The 17,244-nt window shown below is 65.1% G+C and carries 17 protein-coding genes; 14 read left to right on the top strand and 3 right to left on the bottom strand.

Annotated features, from left to right (window positions below):
- The first annotated feature begins 65 nt into the window (after window positions 1-65).
- The 9 genes from pyrH to fabZ all read left to right on the top strand — a co-directional run bounded on the left by pyrH (window position 66) and on the right by fabZ (window position 9,740).
- Window positions 66-782: a UMP kinase gene (gene pyrH / locus J6525_RS30610; RefSeq protein WP_028334006.1), complete on the top strand. Its 717-nt coding sequence runs from the start codon at window positions 66-68 to the stop codon at window positions 780-782.
- A 74-nt stretch (window positions 783-856) separates the two neighbouring features.
- Window positions 857-1,420: a ribosome recycling factor gene (gene frr, locus J6525_RS30615; protein ID WP_092077420.1), complete on the top strand. Its 564-nt coding sequence runs from the start codon at window positions 857-859 to the stop codon at window positions 1,418-1,420.
- A gap of 21 nt (window positions 1,421-1,441) precedes the next feature.
- A complete protein-coding gene (locus J6525_RS30620; protein WP_092077416.1) occupies window positions 1,442-2,200 on the top strand; it encodes an isoprenyl transferase in 759 nt (252 codons plus the stop codon).
- A complete protein-coding gene (locus J6525_RS30625) occupies window positions 2,197-3,045 on the top strand; it encodes a phosphatidate cytidylyltransferase (protein WP_225647483.1) in 849 nt (282 codons plus the stop codon). Before J6525_RS30620 ends, J6525_RS30625 begins: the two co-directional genes overlap by 4 nt.
- A gap of 4 nt (window positions 3,046-3,049) precedes the next feature.
- Window positions 3,050-4,276, top strand: coding sequence for a 1-deoxy-D-xylulose-5-phosphate reductoisomerase (gene dxr, locus J6525_RS30630; protein ID WP_225647484.1), 1,227 nt, complete (start codon window positions 3,050-3,052; stop codon window positions 4,274-4,276).
- 44 nt (window positions 4,277-4,320) lie between these two features.
- Entirely contained in the window at window positions 4,321-5,472 is a 1,152-nt protein-coding gene (gene rseP, locus J6525_RS30635) for an RIP metalloprotease RseP (RefSeq protein ID WP_028339659.1), read from the top strand.
- A 175-nt stretch (window positions 5,473-5,647) separates the two neighbouring features.
- Entirely contained in the window at window positions 5,648-8,188 is a 2,541-nt protein-coding gene (gene bamA, locus J6525_RS30640; RefSeq protein WP_225647485.1) for an outer membrane protein assembly factor BamA, read from the top strand.
- 32 nt (window positions 8,189-8,220) lie between these two features.
- Complete coding sequence (gene lpxD / locus J6525_RS30645) at window positions 8,221-9,282, top strand: UDP-3-O-(3-hydroxymyristoyl)glucosamine N-acyltransferase (RefSeq protein ID WP_225647486.1); 1,062 nt, start codon at window positions 8,221-8,223, stop codon at window positions 9,280-9,282.
- Window positions 9,282-9,740: a 3-hydroxyacyl-ACP dehydratase FabZ gene (gene fabZ / locus J6525_RS30650; protein ID WP_016841580.1), complete on the top strand. Its 459-nt coding sequence runs from the start codon at window positions 9,282-9,284 to the stop codon at window positions 9,738-9,740. Before lpxD ends, fabZ begins: the two co-directional genes overlap by 1 nt.
- 12 nt (window positions 9,741-9,752) lie before the next feature.
- Here fabZ and J6525_RS30655 read toward each other — a convergent pair whose 3' ends face one another.
- Window positions 9,753-10,076: a KTSC domain-containing protein gene (locus J6525_RS30655; protein ID WP_225647488.1), complete on the bottom strand. Its 324-nt coding sequence runs from the start codon at window positions 10,074-10,076 to the stop codon at window positions 9,753-9,755.
- Window positions 10,077-10,223: 147 nt separating this feature from the next.
- On the opposite strand from J6525_RS30655, the gene lpxA reads away from it, so the two are divergent.
- The 5 genes from lpxA (at window position 10,224) to J6525_RS30680 (ending at window position 14,311) form a co-directional block, all read left to right on the top strand.
- Window positions 10,224-11,018, top strand: coding sequence for an acyl-ACP--UDP-N-acetylglucosamine O-acyltransferase (gene lpxA, locus J6525_RS30660; RefSeq protein WP_225647492.1), 795 nt, complete (start codon window positions 10,224-10,226; stop codon window positions 11,016-11,018).
- A 19-nt stretch (window positions 11,019-11,037) separates the two neighbouring features.
- Window positions 11,038-11,895, top strand: coding sequence for an LpxI family protein (locus J6525_RS30665; RefSeq protein ID WP_225647493.1), 858 nt, complete (start codon window positions 11,038-11,040; stop codon window positions 11,893-11,895).
- On the top strand, window positions 11,895-13,073 hold the full coding sequence (gene lpxB, locus J6525_RS30670) for a lipid-A-disaccharide synthase (protein ID WP_225647494.1): 1,179 nt from the start codon (window positions 11,895-11,897) through the stop codon (window positions 13,071-13,073). The genes J6525_RS30665 and lpxB overlap by 1 nt, the downstream gene beginning before the upstream one ends.
- A 114-nt stretch (window positions 13,074-13,187) precedes the next feature.
- Window positions 13,188-13,847, top strand: coding sequence for an SRPBCC family protein (locus tag J6525_RS30675; RefSeq protein WP_225647495.1), 660 nt, complete (start codon window positions 13,188-13,190; stop codon window positions 13,845-13,847).
- Between the two features lie 95 nt (window positions 13,848-13,942).
- Complete coding sequence (locus J6525_RS30680) at window positions 13,943-14,311, top strand: ArsR/SmtB family transcription factor (protein ID WP_225647496.1); 369 nt, start codon at window positions 13,943-13,945, stop codon at window positions 14,309-14,311.
- 34 nt (window positions 14,312-14,345) lie between these two features.
- On the opposite strand, the gene gltA is transcribed toward J6525_RS30680, so the two are convergent.
- Together gltA and gltX are read right to left on the bottom strand one after the other, a co-directional pair.
- Window positions 14,346-15,647 (bottom strand): citrate synthase, encoded by a 1,302-nt coding sequence (gene gltA / locus J6525_RS30685; RefSeq protein ID WP_225647497.1) that lies wholly within the window; start codon window positions 15,645-15,647, stop codon window positions 14,346-14,348.
- Window positions 15,648-15,807: 160 nt separating this feature from the next.
- Window positions 15,808-17,229 (bottom strand): glutamate--tRNA ligase, encoded by a 1,422-nt coding sequence (gene gltX, locus J6525_RS30690; protein WP_225647499.1) that lies wholly within the window; start codon window positions 17,227-17,229, stop codon window positions 15,808-15,810.
- Between the last annotated feature and the right edge of the window lie 15 nt (window positions 17,230-17,244).

Below are 17,244 nucleotides of genomic sequence, written 5' to 3' on the forward strand. Positions count from 1 at the left end.
ACACCAAGGCGTCCGGCGCTCTGCGCCGGAGGCCTGCCTGCGCGGGATAAGAAAGCGATCGCATCATGGCTGAGCCGATCTATCGTCGCGTAGTGATCAAGCTGTCCGGCGAATATCTGGCCGGCTCCCACGGGTTCGGTATCGATCAACCGACGGTCGATCGCATCGCCGACGACCTGATCGCAGCCCGCAAGCTCGGTATCGAGGTCGCCGTCGTGATCGGCGGCGGCAACATCGTCCGTGGCGTCGAGGTGTCCTCGCGCGGCGTCTCCCGGCCGACCGGCGACACCATGGGCATGCTTGCCACCATGATGAACTGCCTCGCGCTGGAGGCGGCGATCGAGCGCAAGGGAACCCCGGCGCGGACCTTGTCGGCATTCGTGATGCCGGAGATTTCCGAGCTGTTCACCCGTAGTGCAACGCACAAATATCTCGCCGAGGGACGCATCGTCCTGCTCGGCGGTGGAACCGGCAACCCGTTCTTCACGACCGACACCACCGCCGTGCTCCGCGCGGCCGAAATCGGTGCGCAGGCGGTGCTGAAGGCCACCAATGTCGACGGCGTCTACAGCGCCGATCCGAAGAAGGACCCCAAAGCCAAGCGCTTCGACCGCCTGACCCATTCGCAGGCGATCGAGGGCGGCTACAAGGTCATGGACGCGACCGCTTTCGCACTTGCCCGCGAGACGTCGCTGCCTATCATCGTGTTCTCTATCGCGGAGCCCGGTTCGATCGGTGCGATTCTGCGCGGTACCGGACACGGCACCGTCGTCGCTGGCTGATTGCCGCGCCTCCGGGTCCAGATTTTGGACCCGAGGGCGTCGACAGCCGGTTTCTAGTGAAAGGGAGAAACGTCATGGCCGCAGCTGGTTTTGACATCAACGACCTGAAGCGCCGCATGCAGGGCGCCACGCAATCGCTCAAGCACGAGCTCGGCGGCCTGCGCACCGGCCGTGCCGCGGCCTCCATGTTGGAGCCGGTCCAGGTCGAGGCTTACGGCTCGCATATGCCGCTCAACCAGGTTGCCACCATCAGCGTGCCCGAGCCGCGCCTGCTCTCGGTACAGGTCTGGGACAAGACGATGGTCAAGGCCGTGGAGAAGGCAATCGTCGACTCCAACCTCGGCCTGTCGCCGGCGACCGAAGGACAGGTGCTGCGCTTGCGGATTCCCGAACTCAACGAGGAGCGCCGCAAGGAGCTCGTCAAGGTCGCGCACAAATACGCGGAAGCGGCGAAGGTCGCGGTACGCCACGTGCGCCGCGACGGCCTCGACGTGATCAAGAAGCTCGAGAAGAATCACGAGATCTCCGAGGACGATCAGGAGCGCCTGTCGAACGAGGTGCAGAAGGCGACCGACGGCGTGATCGCCGAAGTCGATCAGCTGCTTGCCGCCAAGGAAAAGGAAATCCTGACGGTCTGAAGGCGCTACGGGAACGAGCCGATGTCGAACGCCGCCGCCCCAGCAACTGACGGACCGGATCGCTCCGGCAGTCCGTTGCATGTGGCCATCATCATGGACGGCAACGGGCGCTGGGCCGCTTCGCGAGGCCTGCCGCGCGTCGAGGGCCATCGCCGCGGCGTCGAAGCGCTGCGCCGCGTGGTGCGTGCGGCCCATGAAATCGGCATCGTCTATCTCACCATTTTTTCTTTCAGCTCGGAAAACTGGTCGCGGCCCGCGAGCGAGATCGGCGATCTGTTCGGCCTGTTGCGCCGCTTCATCCGCAACGATCTGGCGACGCTGCATCGTGACGGGGTGCGGGTGCGCGTGATCGGCGAGCGTGACGGGCTTGACGCCGACATCTGCGCGCTGCTCAACGAGGCAGAGGAGCTGACGAAGAACAACGTCAAGCTCAACCTTGTGGTCGCCTTCAACTATGGTTCGCGGGCGGAGATCGCCGCCGCGGCGCGGCGCCTCGCGCGCGAGGTTGCCGAAGGCAAGCGCGACGCCAACTCCATCGATGCCGACGCGCTCGGGCAATATCTCGATGCGCCCGACATTCCGGATCCGGATCTGATTATCCGCACCAGCGGCGAGCAGCGTCTGTCCAACTTCCTGATGTGGCAGGCCGCCTATAGCGAACTCGTGTTCGTGCCGATTCACTGGCCGGATTTCGACAAGGCGGCGCTCGAAGGCGCGATTGCAGAGTACGGCAAGCGCGAGCGCCGGTTCGGCGGGCTCGCTGCGAAAACCGGATCGTGACCGAGGGCGAGGCCGCGCCGGCGGCAGCAAACGAGCAGGGGTCGCGCAATCTCGCGATGCGCGTGATAGCGGCGCTGGTGCTGGCGCCGGTTGCGATCGCGCTGGCCTATATGGGTGGCGTCGCCTGGTCGCTCCTCGTGACATTGGCGGCGGCCGGATTGTTCGCGGAATGGCTTGGTGTCACCGGACTCGGATGCGAACTCCGTGTCGTGGTGCCCGGCGTGGTCGCGTTGCTGCTCGCCGGACTGTGCCTGATGGCCGGCCGTATCGATGCGGCCCTGATCGTACTCGCCGCCGGTGCGGTTGTTGTGGCGCTGACGTCCGGCGCGCGGCGCAACTGGGCCATTGCGGGATTGCTCTATGCGGCAGGGGCCGAGATCGCATCGGTCCTGCTGCGCCTCGACACGGCGAAGGGCTTTGCCGCGCTGATGTTCGTGTTGCTGATCGTGTGGGTCACCGATATCGGCGGCTATTTCGCGGGCCGCAGCATCGGCGGGCCGAAGCTCTGGGTGCGGGTCAGCCCGAAGAAGACATGGGCGGGCGCGGTTGGCGGCTTCGTGGCGAGCCTGCTGGTCGCTGCCGGCTTTGCCGCCCTTGAGATCGGCTCGACCGGTCCGCTCTTGATGCTCGGCGCCGTGTTGTCGGTGGTCTCGCAACTTGGCGATCTCTTCGAATCCGCGGTGAAGCGGCGGTTCGGCGTGAAGGATTCGAGTCACATCATTCCCGGTCACGGCGGCCTCCTGGACCGCCTGGACGGATTTGTCGCGGCCGTCATTGTGGCGGCGATTTTCGGCTTTCTCCGTGGTGGCGCCGATGGCGTCGGGCGCGGTCTTATGGTTTGGTGATGAGATGAGCGCAGTTCCGTTGCGTAACAACAAGGCCGCGGCGGCATCCGCCCTGCGGACCGTAACCGTCCTCGGTGCTACCGGCTCGATCGGCGACAGCACCATGGATCTGCTGCGCGGCGCGCGCGACCGCTACCGGGTCGAGGCGCTGACCGCGAACAGCAATGTCGAGGGCCTCGCCAAGCTGGCCAAGGAATTCGGCGCGCGGTTCGCAGCCATTGCCGATCCGGCGAAGCTTTCGGAGCTGAAGGACGCGCTGACCGGAACCCGGACCGAATGCGGGGCCGGGGAGAGCGCGATCATCGAAGCGGCCGCGCGGCCGGCCGATTGGGTGATGGCGGCGGTCAGCGGCGCGGCCGGGCTGAAGCCTGCGCTTGCCGCGGTCGATCGTGGTGCCACCGTCGCGCTGGCCAACAAGGAATGTTTGGTCTGCGCCGGCGATATCTTCATGGAGCGGGCCAGGAAGGCCGGCGCCTGCATCCTGCCGGCGGACTCCGAGCACAATGCGCTGTTCCAGGCGCTGGCTTCCGGCAATCGCGAGGAACTGACGCGGGTGATCATCACCGCGTCCGGCGGCCCGTTCCGTACCTGGGCGCCCGCCGACATCGAGCAGGCGACGCTGGAACAGGCGCTGAAGCATCCCAATTGGAGCATGGGGCAGAAGATCACGATCGATTCCGCCTCGATGATGAACAAGGGTCTCGAGGTGATCGAGGCGTCCTATCTGTTCGCTCTGACGCCCGACGAAATCGACGTGCTGGTGCACCCGCAGTCGATCATCCACGGCATGGTCGAGTTCTCCGATCGCTCGGTGGTCGCTCAGCTCGGCACGCCCGATATGCGGATCCCGATCGCGCATTGCCTCGGCTGGCCCGACCGCGTCGTCGGCCCATCCGCCAAGCTCGATCTCGCCAAGATCGGACAGCTCACCTTCGAGGCGCCGGACTTTGAACGCTTCCCGGGGCTGCGGCTGGCATACGAGGCGCTGAGGATGGGGCACGGCGCGACGACGGTCTACAACGCCGCGAACGAGATCGCGGTCGCCGCGTTTATCGCCGGCAAGATCAAGTTCGGCGCGATCGCCCGGCTGGTCGAGGCGACGATGAACGATTGGATCAAGTCAGGGAATCAGCCACCACTGCACTCGGCGGATGATGCGATTTCCGTTGACCATATCGCGCGAAATAAAGCTGCCGCCCTATTGCCTCAAATTGCCTTAAAGGCAACCTAGAGGGTTGGGGACGGAGCCTTTGGCTCTTGTCGAGGGAAAATCGAATGCCCGAGTATTTTATTCATAGTATCAATGCGTTGAGTCATGGGCTTCTCGGTACCATCGTTCCCTTCCTCTTCGTCCTGACCATCGTCGTCTTCTTCCATGAGCTCGGCCACTTCCTGGTCGCGCGCTGGGCCGGCGTGAAGGTGTTGACGTTCTCGCTGGGCTTCGGCCCGGAGCTCGCCGGCTTCAACGACCGGCATGGCACGCGCTGGAAGATCTCGGCGATTCCGCTCGGCGGCTACGTCAAATTCTTCGGCGACGACAGCGAGGCTTCGACGCCGTCCACCGAGACGCTCGCCGCCATGACGGCGGAAGAGCGTGAAGGCAGCTTCCATCACAAATCGGTCGGAAAGCGCACCGCCATCGTTGCGGCCGGCCCGGTGGCGAACTTCATTCTCGGCGCTCTGATTTTCGCGGGCATGGCGCTCTACTACGGCAAGCCGAGCACGATTGCCCGGGTCGACGGCCTGGTGGCCGAAAGCGTTGCCGCGAATGCAGGCTTCAAGGTCGGCGATGTCGTCGTGGATATCGACGGCAGCGCGATCCAGAGCTTCGCCGACATGCAGCGGATTGTAGCTTCGAATGCTGGTTCAGAGCTTGGGTTCAAGGTGAAGCGCGATGGCGCGATCGTCGCGCTCAAGGCGACGCCGGCGCTCAGGGAGGTCAAGGACCCCTTCGGCAATGCCCACCGAATCGGCGTGCTCGGAATCGAGCACAAGGCTCAGGTCGGCGAAGCGACCAGCGCCTCGGTCGGCGTGCTGGAGGCCCTGAAGATCGGCGTCGAGCAGGTTTGGTACATCATTTCCAGCACGTTCAAGTTCCTGGGGTCGCTGTTCGTTGGAACCGGCAATCCGGCCGAGGTGAGCGGAGTCATTGGAATCGCGAAGCTGTCGGGGCAGGCCGCGAGCGCCGGGTTCCAGTTCGTGATCAACCTTTGCGCCATCCTGTCGGTCTCGATCGGTCTGCTGAACCTGTTTCCGATCCCGCTTTTGGATGGCGGACACCTGCTTTTCTACAGCGCTGAGGCGCTGCGGGGACGCCCGTTGTCGGAGCGGACGCAGGAGGTGGGTTTCCGAATCGGGCTGGGTCTGGTCCTGATGCTGATGGTGTTTGCGACGTATAACGACATCCTGAGGATCGCCGGGTCCTGAAACGGGCTTTTTTGTGGCGTTGCCAATGGGCAACGTCTTGGAACGAAAATGGAAATGTTCGGCTCTAGTAAGTTTGCCCCCTTGGCAAATTTGGTTACAAGCTGAGCGGCAGGTTGGGAATCTGTCGGGTCGTTGGGGAACGATCTGGCATCGTTAAGATAAGGGCGCATTGCGCATGATGTTTGGAATGCGAGTGAGGGGGGGGCTGTTCGCCGCCTTGGTCATGTTCGCCGCGCCGGTGGTTGCCACCTTGGCGACCGTAGCTGTGTCTGTGCCTGCGTCGGCGCAGACCGTCGATTCGATCACGGTGGAGGGGAACCGCCGTGTCGAGCTTGAAACCATCCGCTCCTACTTCCATCCCGGACCGGGCGGTCGGCTGGCCCAGGCCCAGATCGACGACGGTCTGAAGGCGCTGATCGAGACCGGCCTGTTTCAGGACGTCCATATCGACCAGCGGGGCGGGCGCCTCGTCGTGGTCGTGGTCGAGAACCCGGTGATCGGCCGCGTTGCCTTCGAGGGCAACAAGAAGATCAAGGACGAACAGCTCACCGCTGAAGTGCAGTCCAAGCCGCGCGGCACGTTCTCGCGCCCGATGGTCCAGTCGGACGCCCTGCGCATCGCCGAAATCTACCGTCGGTCCGGCCGCTACGATGTGCGGGTCAATCCGCAGATCATCGAGCAGCCGAACAACCGCGTCGACCTGATCTTCGAGGTCAATGAAGGCGTGAAGACCGGCGTCCGGTCGATCGAGTTCATCGGCAACAGCGCCTATTCGGCGTCCCGCCTGCGCGACGTCATCAAGACCCGCGAATCGAACATCCTGAGCTTCCTCGGCGGCAACGACGTCTACGATCCCGACCGGGTCGAGGCCGATCGCGACCTGCTGCGTCGCTTCTATCTCAAGAACGGCTATGCCGACGTCCAGGTCGTGGCCGCGCTGACCGAATACGATCCCGAGAAGAAGGGCTTCCTGGTTACCTTCAAGATCGAGGAAGGCCAGCAGTACCGCGTCGCGTCGGTCAACTATACGTCGTCGATCGCAACGCTCGATCCGAACGCGCTGCGCACCTACTCGCGCGTCAATGTCGGCTCGCTCTACAACGCCGAGGCGCTGGAGAAATCGGTCGAGGAGATGCAGATCGAAGCATCGCGCCGCGGCTACGCCTTCGCGGTGGTCCGGCCGCGCGGCGATCGCAACTTCGACAATCACACGGTGTCGATCACCTTCGCGATCGACGAAGGTCCGCGCACCTATATCGAGCGCATCAACATCCGCGGCAACAGCCGTACCCGCGACTACGTGATCCGCCGCGAGTTCGATATCTCGGAAGGCGACGCCTACAACCGTGCGCTGGTCGACCGTGCCGAGCGTCGGCTGAAGAACCTCGACTTCTTCAAGACGGTGAAGATCACCACCGAGCCGGGCTCCTCCAGCGATCGCGTCATCCTGATCGTCGATCTCGAGGAGAAGTCGACCGGCGACTTCTCGGTGTCAGGCGGTTACTCGACCACCGACGGCGCGCTGGCCGAAGTCAGCGTCTCCGAGCGCAACCTGCTCGGCCGCGGCCTGTACGCGAAGGCGTCGGTGACCTACGGCCAGTATGCCCGTGGCTACTCGCTGTCGTTCGTCGAGCCCTATCTGCTCGACTACCGCGTCGCGCTCGGCCTCGACCTCTATCAGCGCCAGCAGCTGTCCAACAGCTACATCGCGTACGGCACCAAGACGCTGGGCTTCAGCCCGCGGCTCGGCTTCAGCCTGCGGGAAGATCTGTCGCTGCAGCTGCGCTACTCGATCTACCAGCAGGAAATCACCCTGCCGTCGACGCTGAACAACTGTAACAACGTGCCGCTCCTGCCGGATGGAACGCCCAATCCCGCGTTCAATCCGAGCCCGGCCTATGCGAACCTGAACGGGATCAGCCTGGTGTCGACCAATGGTCTCGGCTGCTTCTTCGACGGCGAAGCCTCGCTGCCGGTCCGCAAGGAGCTGGCGGGCGGCAAGACCCTCACGTCGGCGCTGGGTTACACGCTCAACTACAACACGCTCGACAATAACAAGAACCCGACCGACGGTCTGATCGTCGACTTCAAGCAGGACTTCGCCGGCGTTGGCGGTGACGTCAGCTACATCAAGACCGCGATCGACGCGAAGTACTACACCCCGCTGGTCTCCGACATCGTCGGCGTGATCCACGCCCAGGGCGGCATCCTGAACAAGCTCGGGACCTCGGACCTGCGCATGCTCGATCACTTCCAGATGGGCCCGAACCTGGTCCGCGGCTTTGCGCCGAACGGTATCGGTCCGCGTGACATCAACCCGTACGGCACCATGGACGCCATCGGCGGCACCAAGTACTGGGGCGTGTCGGCGGAACTGCAGATGCCGTTCTGGTTCCTGCCGAAGGAAGTCGGGCTCAAGGGCGCGGTCTATGCCGACGCCGGCGGCCTGTACGACTACCAGGGCCCGACCTCGTGGGCGGCGACCGGCGAAGTCAACGTGCCTGGCTGTGTCAGGCCGACGAACAATCCGCCGTCTCCGGGTACGTGCCTTGGCCTGAGCTACGATGACAGCAAGGTTGTCCGTACCTCGGTCGGTGTCGGCCTGATCTGGCAGTCACCGTTCGGTCCGCTGCGCTTCGACTACGCGGTGCCGCTGACCAAGGGTGCGTTTGACCGCACGCAAGAATTCCGGTTTGGCGGCGGTACGACGTTCTAAGACCGATTGCCAACCGGACTGCGACGGATGGAATGGCGCAGCCGATCTTCTACAAGAGTCCTCCTTCGTCATCGCTGGCTGAAATAGCCGCGCTGACGAAGGCGCAACTGGTCGACCCCGAAAGGGGCGCGCTTCAGATCAGGGGGCTGGCCTCGCTCGACGAGGCCGGTCCGATGCATCTCGCCTTTTTCGACAATCTGAAATACGCAGACCAGCTTGCCGCGACCAAGGCCGGGGCGTGTCTGGTCAGCCCGCGCTTCGAGGCACAGGTGCCGAAGGGCACTGCCGTGCTGCGGGCGGCGAAGCCGTTCCAGGCGTTCGTCGAGCTCGCCCGCGAATGGCACGCCGATGCCCTGCGGCCGCAATCCTGGTTCGACACCGAGGGCATCGCGCCGTCGGCGATCATCGATCCCAGCGCACGCCTCGAGGACGGCGTCATCGTCGATCCGCTGGTCGTGATCGGCCCGCGGGTCGAGATCGGCTCGGGCACCATCATCGGCGCCGGCGCGGTGATCGGGGCCGACGTCAAGATCGGCCGCGACTGCAATGTCGGCGCCAAGACCACCATTCAGTTCGCGCTGATCGGCAACAACGTCCTGATCCATCCCGGCTGCAATATCGGCCAGGACGGCTACGGCTTCATCTTCTTCGGGCCGGCCGGCCATGTGAAGGTGCCGCAGACCGGCCGCGTGGTGATCCAGAACGATGTCGAGGTGGGCGCCGCCTCGACCATCGACCGCGGTTCCCTGCGCGACACCGTGGTCGGCGAGGGCACCAAAATCGACAATCAGGTCCAGATCGGCCACAATGTGACGATCGGCCGGCACTGCCTGCTGGCGGCCCAGATCGGGCTCGCCGGCAGCCTGACCATCGGCGACAATGTCGCGCTCGGCGCCAAGGTGGGCATCAACAACCACCTCAAGATCGGCGACGGCGCCCAGGTGACGGCGATGAGCGCGGTCAAGGACGACATCCCGGCCAACGGTCGGTGGGGCGGGCATTTCGCCAAGCCGACCAAGCAGTGGTTCAGGGAAATTATCGCAGTGGAGCGTCTGGTGCGCGACAACGAAGCCAAAGGTGAGGGGCAGGAGTGATGGAGGAGGCACCGGTCAAATTCGAGCTGGTGGATATCAACGATATCCTAAAGACGCTTCCGCATCGCTTTCCGATGTTGCTGATCGACCGGGTGATCAAGATCCGCACCGACTACAGCGGCATCGGCATCAAGAACGTCACCTTCAACGAGCCGCCGTTCCAGGGCCACTTCCCGGACCGCCCGGTCTACCCCGGTGTGATGATGATCGAGGCGATGGCCCAGACCGCCGGCGTCATCGGGATCAAGTCGGTCGAGGGCACCGAGAAGCCGCGCGCGGTGTATTTCCTCACCATCGACAAGTGCAAGTTCAGGAAGCCGGTGATGCCCGGCGACACCATCGAGTATCACATGCGCTCGCTCGGCCGGCGCAAGACGATGTGGTGGTTTCACGGTGATGCCAAGGTCAACGGCCAGGTCGTCGCCGAAGCCGATGTCGGTGCGATGCTGACGGATTAGTCCGCGCCGGGCTCACGACGTTGTGCAGGTGTAGCGGCCGTCCGCGCCCGCGATCCGCAGGACGCGATTGAGGAAGATGCCCATCGACGGTGCGTTCATCAGCGCGTCGTAGGTTTCGGCAGGGACGCCGCAATAGTGCTGGTAGCTGCCTCTGACCGCCACCAGCAGCGCGCGCTGATCCGTGCTGTAGCAGACCCGCTGGACGATCGTGCTGCGGTTGATGTCGCGGCATTCGAAGGTCGAGAGGTCGACCGCCGTGCTGTTGCCGAGATCGACCGTCTCCGGGCCGATTGGCGCAGAGAGCAGGCTGAGGATCAGCGCGGCGGCCCGGACCATGGTTCGGTTGCGACCTTCTCTTGCAACAGGCCGTCATCATACGTCACTGGACAGGGCGGGCAAAGTCGCGCTAACGACCGCCCCAATCGACAGCCTGGCGCCTCGATAGCACCTTGGCGCCATTAACGAATTCCGGACCGAAACTTCATGAGCATGATCGACCCGACTGCGCGGATTGCCGATGGCGCTGTGATCGGGGCCGGCACCGAGATCGGTCCGTACTGCATCGTCGGCCCCAACGTCGTGCTCGGCGAGAACTGCAAGCTGATCGCGCATGTCACGATCAGCGGGCATACCAGGATCGGCGCCGGCTGCATCATCTCGCCATTCGCAGCGCTCGGCGGGCCGCCGCAGGATCTCAGCTATCGCGGCGAGCCGACCCGCCTCGAAGTCGGCGAAGCCTGCACCATCCGCGAGGGCGTGACGATGAATGTCGGCACGGTCAAGGGCGGCGGGCTCACCCGCGTCGGCGATCGCGGCTTCTTCATGAACAACAGCCATGTCGGCCATGACTGCATGGTCGGCAATGGCGTGATCTTCGCGACGTCGGCGACGCTCGGCGGCCACTGCGAGATCGGCGACTTCGTCTATATCGGCGGCCTGTCGGCTGTGCACCAGTTCACCCGCGTCGGCTCGCAGGTGATGATCGGTGGCGTCTGCGGCGTTCGCGGCGACATCATCCCGTTCGGCCTCGCCAACGGTCAGTACGCGGTTCTCGAAGGACTCAACATCATCGGCATGCGGCGCCGCCAGTTCACCAAGGCGCGGCTGGCGACGGTGCGCGCGTTCTATCAAAAGCTGTTCCACGGCCCCGGCATCTTCGCCGAGCGGCTGGCTTCGGTGCAGCCGCTGGCGGGCGATGATCCCGCGATTGCGGAAATTCTGGCCTTCATCGAGGGCGGCAAGCTGCGCCCGCTCTGCCTTCCCGCCGATAGCAACTGAGCAGGGGATGGCCGCCAGCATGACGTCAGCGGCTCCCTCGCTTTCCTCGCCGGTCGGCGTCATCGCCGGCGGCGGCGCCATGCCGTTCGCCGTCGCCGACTCCCTGGTTGCGCGCGGCATCACGCCGGTGCTGTTCGCGCTGCGCGGCGCCTGCGATCCGGCGCGCGCGCAGCGGTTTCGTCACCGCTGGATCTCGGTCGGCCAGCTCGGGCGGGCGACCCGGCTGTTCCGCGACGAAGGCTGCCGCGATCTGATCTTTATCGGCACCCTGGTGCGGCCCGCGCTGTCGGAGATCCGGCTCGACTGGGACACGCTGCGCCTGCTCGGCCATGTCGTGCGCGCATTTCGCGGCGGCGACGATCATTTGCTGTCGAGCGTTGGCCGCATCCTCGAGCAGCAGGGCTTCCGCATGGTCGGGATCAAGGATGTCGCGCCCGATCTGTTGATGCCGGAGGGCGCCGTGACGCGCGCGGCGCCCGACAGCACGGCGCTCGCCGACATCGCGCGCGGACGCGGCGTGCTTGACGCGCTCGGCCCGTTCGACATCGGTCAGGCGGCCGTGGTGATCGACGGTCATGTAGTGGCGGTCGAGGATATCGAGGGTACCGACGGGCTGCTCGCGCGCGTCGCGCGGCTGCGCGCCGAGGGCCGCATTCGCGCCAAGGCCGGCCGCGGCGTGCTGGTGAAGGCGCCGAAGAGTCGGCAGGATCTGCGCTTCGATCTGCCGACCATCGGCCCGCGGACGGTCGAGGGCGCGGCAGCCGCCGGTATCGCCGGCATCGCCGTGATCGCCGGCAATACGCTAGCCGCCGAGCCGCAGGCCCTGGTCGAGGCCGCCGACGCCAAGGGGCTGTTTGTCATCGGGCTGGCGGGCTGATGCAGCTGCGCAGCCCCAGCACCGCTCGCAAGATCTTCCTCATCGCGACCGAGGAATCCGGCGACCGCCTCGGCGCGGCACTGATGCAGGTGCTGCGCCAGCGGCTCGGCGATGCCGTGCAGTTTTCCGGCATCGGCGGCCGGGCGATGACTGCTCAGGGAATCGCCCCGCTGTTTCCGATCGAAGAGCTCTCGATCATGGGCTTTGCTGCCGTCGTGAAGCAATTGCCGAAAATCCTGCGATTGATCCGGCGCACCGCCGATGCCGTGCTCGCCGACGCGCCTGACATGCTCGTCATCATCGACAGCCCCGATTTCACCCACCGCGTCGCCCGTCGCGTCCGCGCCCGCAACCCGAACATTCCGATCGTCGATTACGTGTCGCCGTCGGTTTGGGCGTGGCGGCCGGGCAGGGCGCGCGCGATGCGGGGCTATGTCGATCACGTGCTCGCGCTGCTGCCGTTCGAGCCGGAGGAATATCGCAAGCTGCAGGGACCGCCGTGCAGCTATGTCGGCCACCCCCTGACCGAGCAGCTCGCCTCGCTGCGGCCGAACGAGGACGAGCAGAAGCGGCGCGATGCGCAGCCTCCGGTGCTGTTGGTGCTGCCCGGAAGCCGGCGCAGCGAGATCAGGCATCATCTGGCGCTGTTCGGCACGGCGCTCGGCCAGCTCAACAAGCAGACGCCGTTCGAGCTCGTGCTTCCCACCATGCCGCATCTCGAGGCGATGGTGCGCGAGGGAGTCGCGTCGTGGCCGGTGGTGCCGCGGCTCGCGATCGGCGAGACCGAGAAGCGCGCCGCGTTCCGTGTCGCCCGCGCTGCGCTCGCGAAGTCGGGCACGGTGACGCTGGAGCTCGCGCTGTCAGGGATTCCCATGGTGACGGCCTATCGCGTCGGCGCCGCCGAGGCGTTCATCCTGCGCCGTGCGATCCGGGTCTCCTCGGTGATCCTCGCCAATCTCGTGATCGGCAGCGATATCATTCCCGAGTTCCTGCAGGAGGACTGCACGCCGGACAAGCTCGCAGCGGCGCTGGGCGACGTGCTTGCGGATACGCCCGATCGTCTGCGGCAGCTCGTGGGATTCGCGACGATGGACGGGAAGATGTCGACCGGCGACCAGCCGCCGAGCGTGCGCGCCGCCGACATCGTGCTGGCGGAAATGGGCCGCCGTTCGGCCTAGCCAATCGATGGTGTCCTCGCTCTGTAGCGACATCCCGCCGCGACGATCCCGCTTGCGCCGAATATTTAGACCGTACTAATATTAGTAATAGCTAATATAGATACGGAGCCTGCCATGAAGATCGACCCGGTCGCCTATGTCGGAGCCGTCATTCGCGAAGTCGCGTTCCGGGAACGCGACGGCAAGCCAGCGCGGGCGGTGATCGCGACCCGCAGCTACGACACCGACATCGCCGATCTCTGGGATGTGCTGACCAACCCCGAACGCATTCCGCGCTGGTTCCTGCCGATCTCGGGCGACCTGAGGCTTGGCGGCCGCTATCAGTTCCAGGGCCATGCGGGCGGCGAGATCACGGCGTGTGAGCCGCCGCGCCGGCTTGCCGTCACGTGGGAGTCCATGGGCACGGTCAGCTGGGTTACCGTGACACTGGCCGAGAACGGTCCGGACGCCACGCGCTTGGAATTGGAACACCTCTCGGTGATCGAGGGCGACTTCTGGGACCGCTACGGGGCCGGTGCCGTCGGCGTCGGCTGGGATCTCGCGCTGCTCGGGCTCGCGCTCTATCTGGCCATGCCGCCCGGCGAGGAATTCGACCGCGCCGCCGCGTCCGCCTGGCCAGCCACCGACGACGGCAAGGAATTCATCCGCCGCGCCAGCGAGGACTGGTGCAGGGCCTCGATCGCGGCGGGCACCGAGGAGGCTGCGGCGCGCAGATCGGCCGCAAACACCACGGCGGCCTATTGCGGCGAGCCGGAGCCGGGGAGCGGAGGCTAGAGCATGATCCGGAAAAGTGTGAGGCGGTTTTCCCTCGCGACAAACGCGAAGCGCGTTTGCGCGGAGATCATGCTCAAACAAAGAGCTAAAGCGGGATGACGACGCAGTCTCATCGCGCTTTAGCGACCTTGCACGCCTTCGACATCCTCGGCGATCCCGTCCGCCGGCGCATCCTGGAACTGCTTGCGACCGGCGAGCACAGTTCGGGCGACGTCGTTGCGGTCGTGCAGCGCGAGTTCGGCATCACCCAGTCGGCGGTGTCGCAGCAGCTGCGGATCTTGCGCGACGCCGGTTTCGCGTCGGTGCGCGCCGAGGGCACGCGCCGCATCTATGCGGTCGAGCCGGCGCGGCTGCGCGAGGTCGACGACTGGCTCGACCGGTTCAGGGCGTTCTGGCTGCCACGCCTTGACGCGATCGCGACCGAAGTTGCACGGGGCAAACGAAAACGGCGCCATCAGGAATGATGGCGCCGTCCCGGATTCTCTTCAGCGATGCAGCTTACTTGCGCTTGTCGATCTGCACATAGTCGCGGCGCGCGACGCCGGTGTAGAGCTGGCGCGGACGGCCGATCTTCTGCTGCGGGTCCTCGATCATCTCGCTCCACTGGCTGATCCAGCCGACGGTGCGGGCGACCGCGAACAGCACGGTGAACATCGAGACCGGGAAGCCCATCGCCTTCAGCGTGATGCCCGAATAGAAGTCGACGTTCGGGTAGAGCTTGCGATCGATGAAGTAGGGATCGCTGAGCGCGATTTTCTCGAGCTCCATCGCGACCTTGAGCATCGGATCGTCGCCGTGGCCGGTCTCCTTCAGCACCGCGTGACACATCTTCTGCATGATCTTGGCGCGCGGATCGTAGTTCTTGTAGACGCGGTGGCCGAAGCCCATCAGGCGAACTTCGCTGTTCTTGTCCTTCACCTTGGCGATGAAGTCCGGAATGTTTTCGACCTTGCCGATGTCGTAGAGCATGTTGAGCGCGGCCTCGTTGGCGCCGCCATGCGCCGGGCCCCACAGGCAGGCGATGCCGGCCGCGATGCAGGCGAACGGGTTGGCACCCGAGGAGCCGGCGATGCGTACCGTCGAGGTCGAGGCGTTCTGCTCGTGGTCGGCGTGCAGGATGAAGATCTTGTCGAGCGCGTCGGCGAGCACCGGGTTGATCTTGTAGTCCTCGCAGGGCACCGCGAAGCACATGTTGAGGAAGTTCTCGGCAAACGAGAGCGAGTTCTTCGGATACACGAAGGGCTGGCCGACCGTGTACTTGTAGGCCATCGCTGCCAGCGTCGGCACCTTCGCGATCATGCGCATCGAGGCGATCATGCGTTGACGCGGATCGTTGATGTCGGTGGAGTCGTGATAGAACGCGGCCAGCGCGCCGACGGCGGCGACCATGATCGCCATCGGATGAGCGTCGCGGCGGAAGCCCTGGAAGAACCGCGCCATCTGCTCATGCACCATCGTGTGATGGATCACGCGATGGTCGAAGTCCTTCTTCTGCGCCGGGGTCGGAAGATCCCCGTACAGCAGCAGGTAGCAGGTCTCGAGGAAGTCGCCGTGCTCGGCGAGCTGCTCGATCGGATAGCCGCGGTATTCGAGCACGCCGGCGTCGCCGTCGATGTAGGTGATCTTCGACTGGCAGCTGCCGGTCGAGGTGAAGCCGGGGTCGTAGGTGAACACCCCGGCCTGGCCGTAGAGCTTGGCGATGTCGATGACATCAGGCCCAACCGTGCCGCTCAGGATCGGGAAATCGTAGTTCTTGTTGCCGATGGTGAGTGTGGCTGTCTTGCTGGATTTTGCGTCCATCGTGATATCCCCGATGAATTCGTTGCGAAAACCGACCTTGCCCAGTCGCTAAATTGCGGCCCATGGCGGGGCGGAACGGCTTGTGGAGAAAGCGTCCGGGATTGGGTAGCTCATTGCCATGTGCGCTGCAAGATGGACCCTGGAGGGGGTCCATGCAGGATCACGCCGCCTGATCGGCGAGGCGGGCAAGGCACTCCCGGCGTCCCAGCACGGCCAGCACGTCGAATATGCCCGGCGACGTCGTGCGTCCCGTCAGTGCCACCCGCAGCGGCTGGGCGACGGCGCCGAGTTTCAGGTTGTTCTGCTCGGCGAAATTCCGCATCGCGGTCTCGGTGGTTTCCGCCGTCCAGTCGTTGACGGCTTCCAGCGCGGTGCGCAGGCGGCCGATCAACGCACGCGTTTCCGGCGTCAGCAGCGCCACAGCTTTCGGATCGAGCGCGAGCGGACGATCGGCGAAGATGAAGTAGGCGCCCGAGATCAGCTCGATCAGCGTCTTGGCGCGCTCCTTCAGGCTCGGCATCGCCCGCAGCAATTGCGCGCGGGTGGTGTCGTTGAGCTTGGCCTTCAGCGCGGCGCCCTCGGGAACATAATCCAGCACGCTCTCGAACTGGGTCACGAGGGATTGATCGTCGCTCTGCCGGATATAGTGACCGTTGAGGTTCTCCAGCTTGGCGAAATCGAACCGTGCCGCAGAACGGCCGATGCCCGAGAGGTCGAACGCGTCGATCATCTCCTGGGTCGAGAAGATCTCCTGATCGCCATGGCTCCAGCCGAGCCGGACGAGGTAGTTGCGCAAGGCGGCCGGCAGGTAGCCGAGGGCGCGGTAGGCGTCGACGCCGAGCGCGCCATGGCGCTTCGACAGTTTCGAGCCGTCGGGACCGTGGATCAGCGGAATGTGGGACATGCTCGGCAGTTCCCACTCCAGGGCGTCGTAGATCTGCTTCTGGCGCGCGGCGTTGATCAGGTGGTCGTCGCCGCGGATGATGTGAGTGACGGCCATATCGTGGTCGTCGACCACGACCGCGAGCATGTAGGTCGGGGTGCCGTCGCCGCGCAGCAGGACGAGGTCGTCGAGGTTCTCGTTCTGCCAGACCACGCGGCCCTGCACCTGGTCCTCGATCACGGTTTCGCCGGTCTGCGGCGCCTTGAGGCGGATGGTCGGCTTGATGCCGTCGGGGGCGGTGGCCGGATCGCGGTCGCGCCACATGCCGTCATAGAGGCGGGTGCGGCCCTCGGCGCGCGCCCTCTCGCGCATCGCGGTGAGCTCTTCCGGCGAGGCATAGCAGTAATAGGCGCGCCCGGCGGCGAGCAGGCTCTCGGCGACCTCGCGATGGCGGGCGGCGCGGCTGAACTGGTAGATGACCTCGCCGTCCCAATCGAGCTCGAGCCACTTCAGGCCGTCCAGGATGGCGTCGATCGCCTCCTTGGTCGAGCGTTCACGGTCGGTGTCCTCAATCCGGAGCAGCATCTTGCCGCCGAGCTTCCTGGCATAGAGCCAGTTGAACAGCGCGGTGCGGGCACCTCCGATATGGAGGAAGCCGGTCGGAGAGGGGGCGAAGCGGGTAACGACGGGTTTGGTCATGATCGAGCGAGACGT

Source organism: Bradyrhizobium australafricanum (assembly GCF_020329495.1).
Classification (GTDB): Bacteria; Pseudomonadota; Alphaproteobacteria; order Rhizobiales; family Xanthobacteraceae; genus Bradyrhizobium; species Bradyrhizobium australafricanum.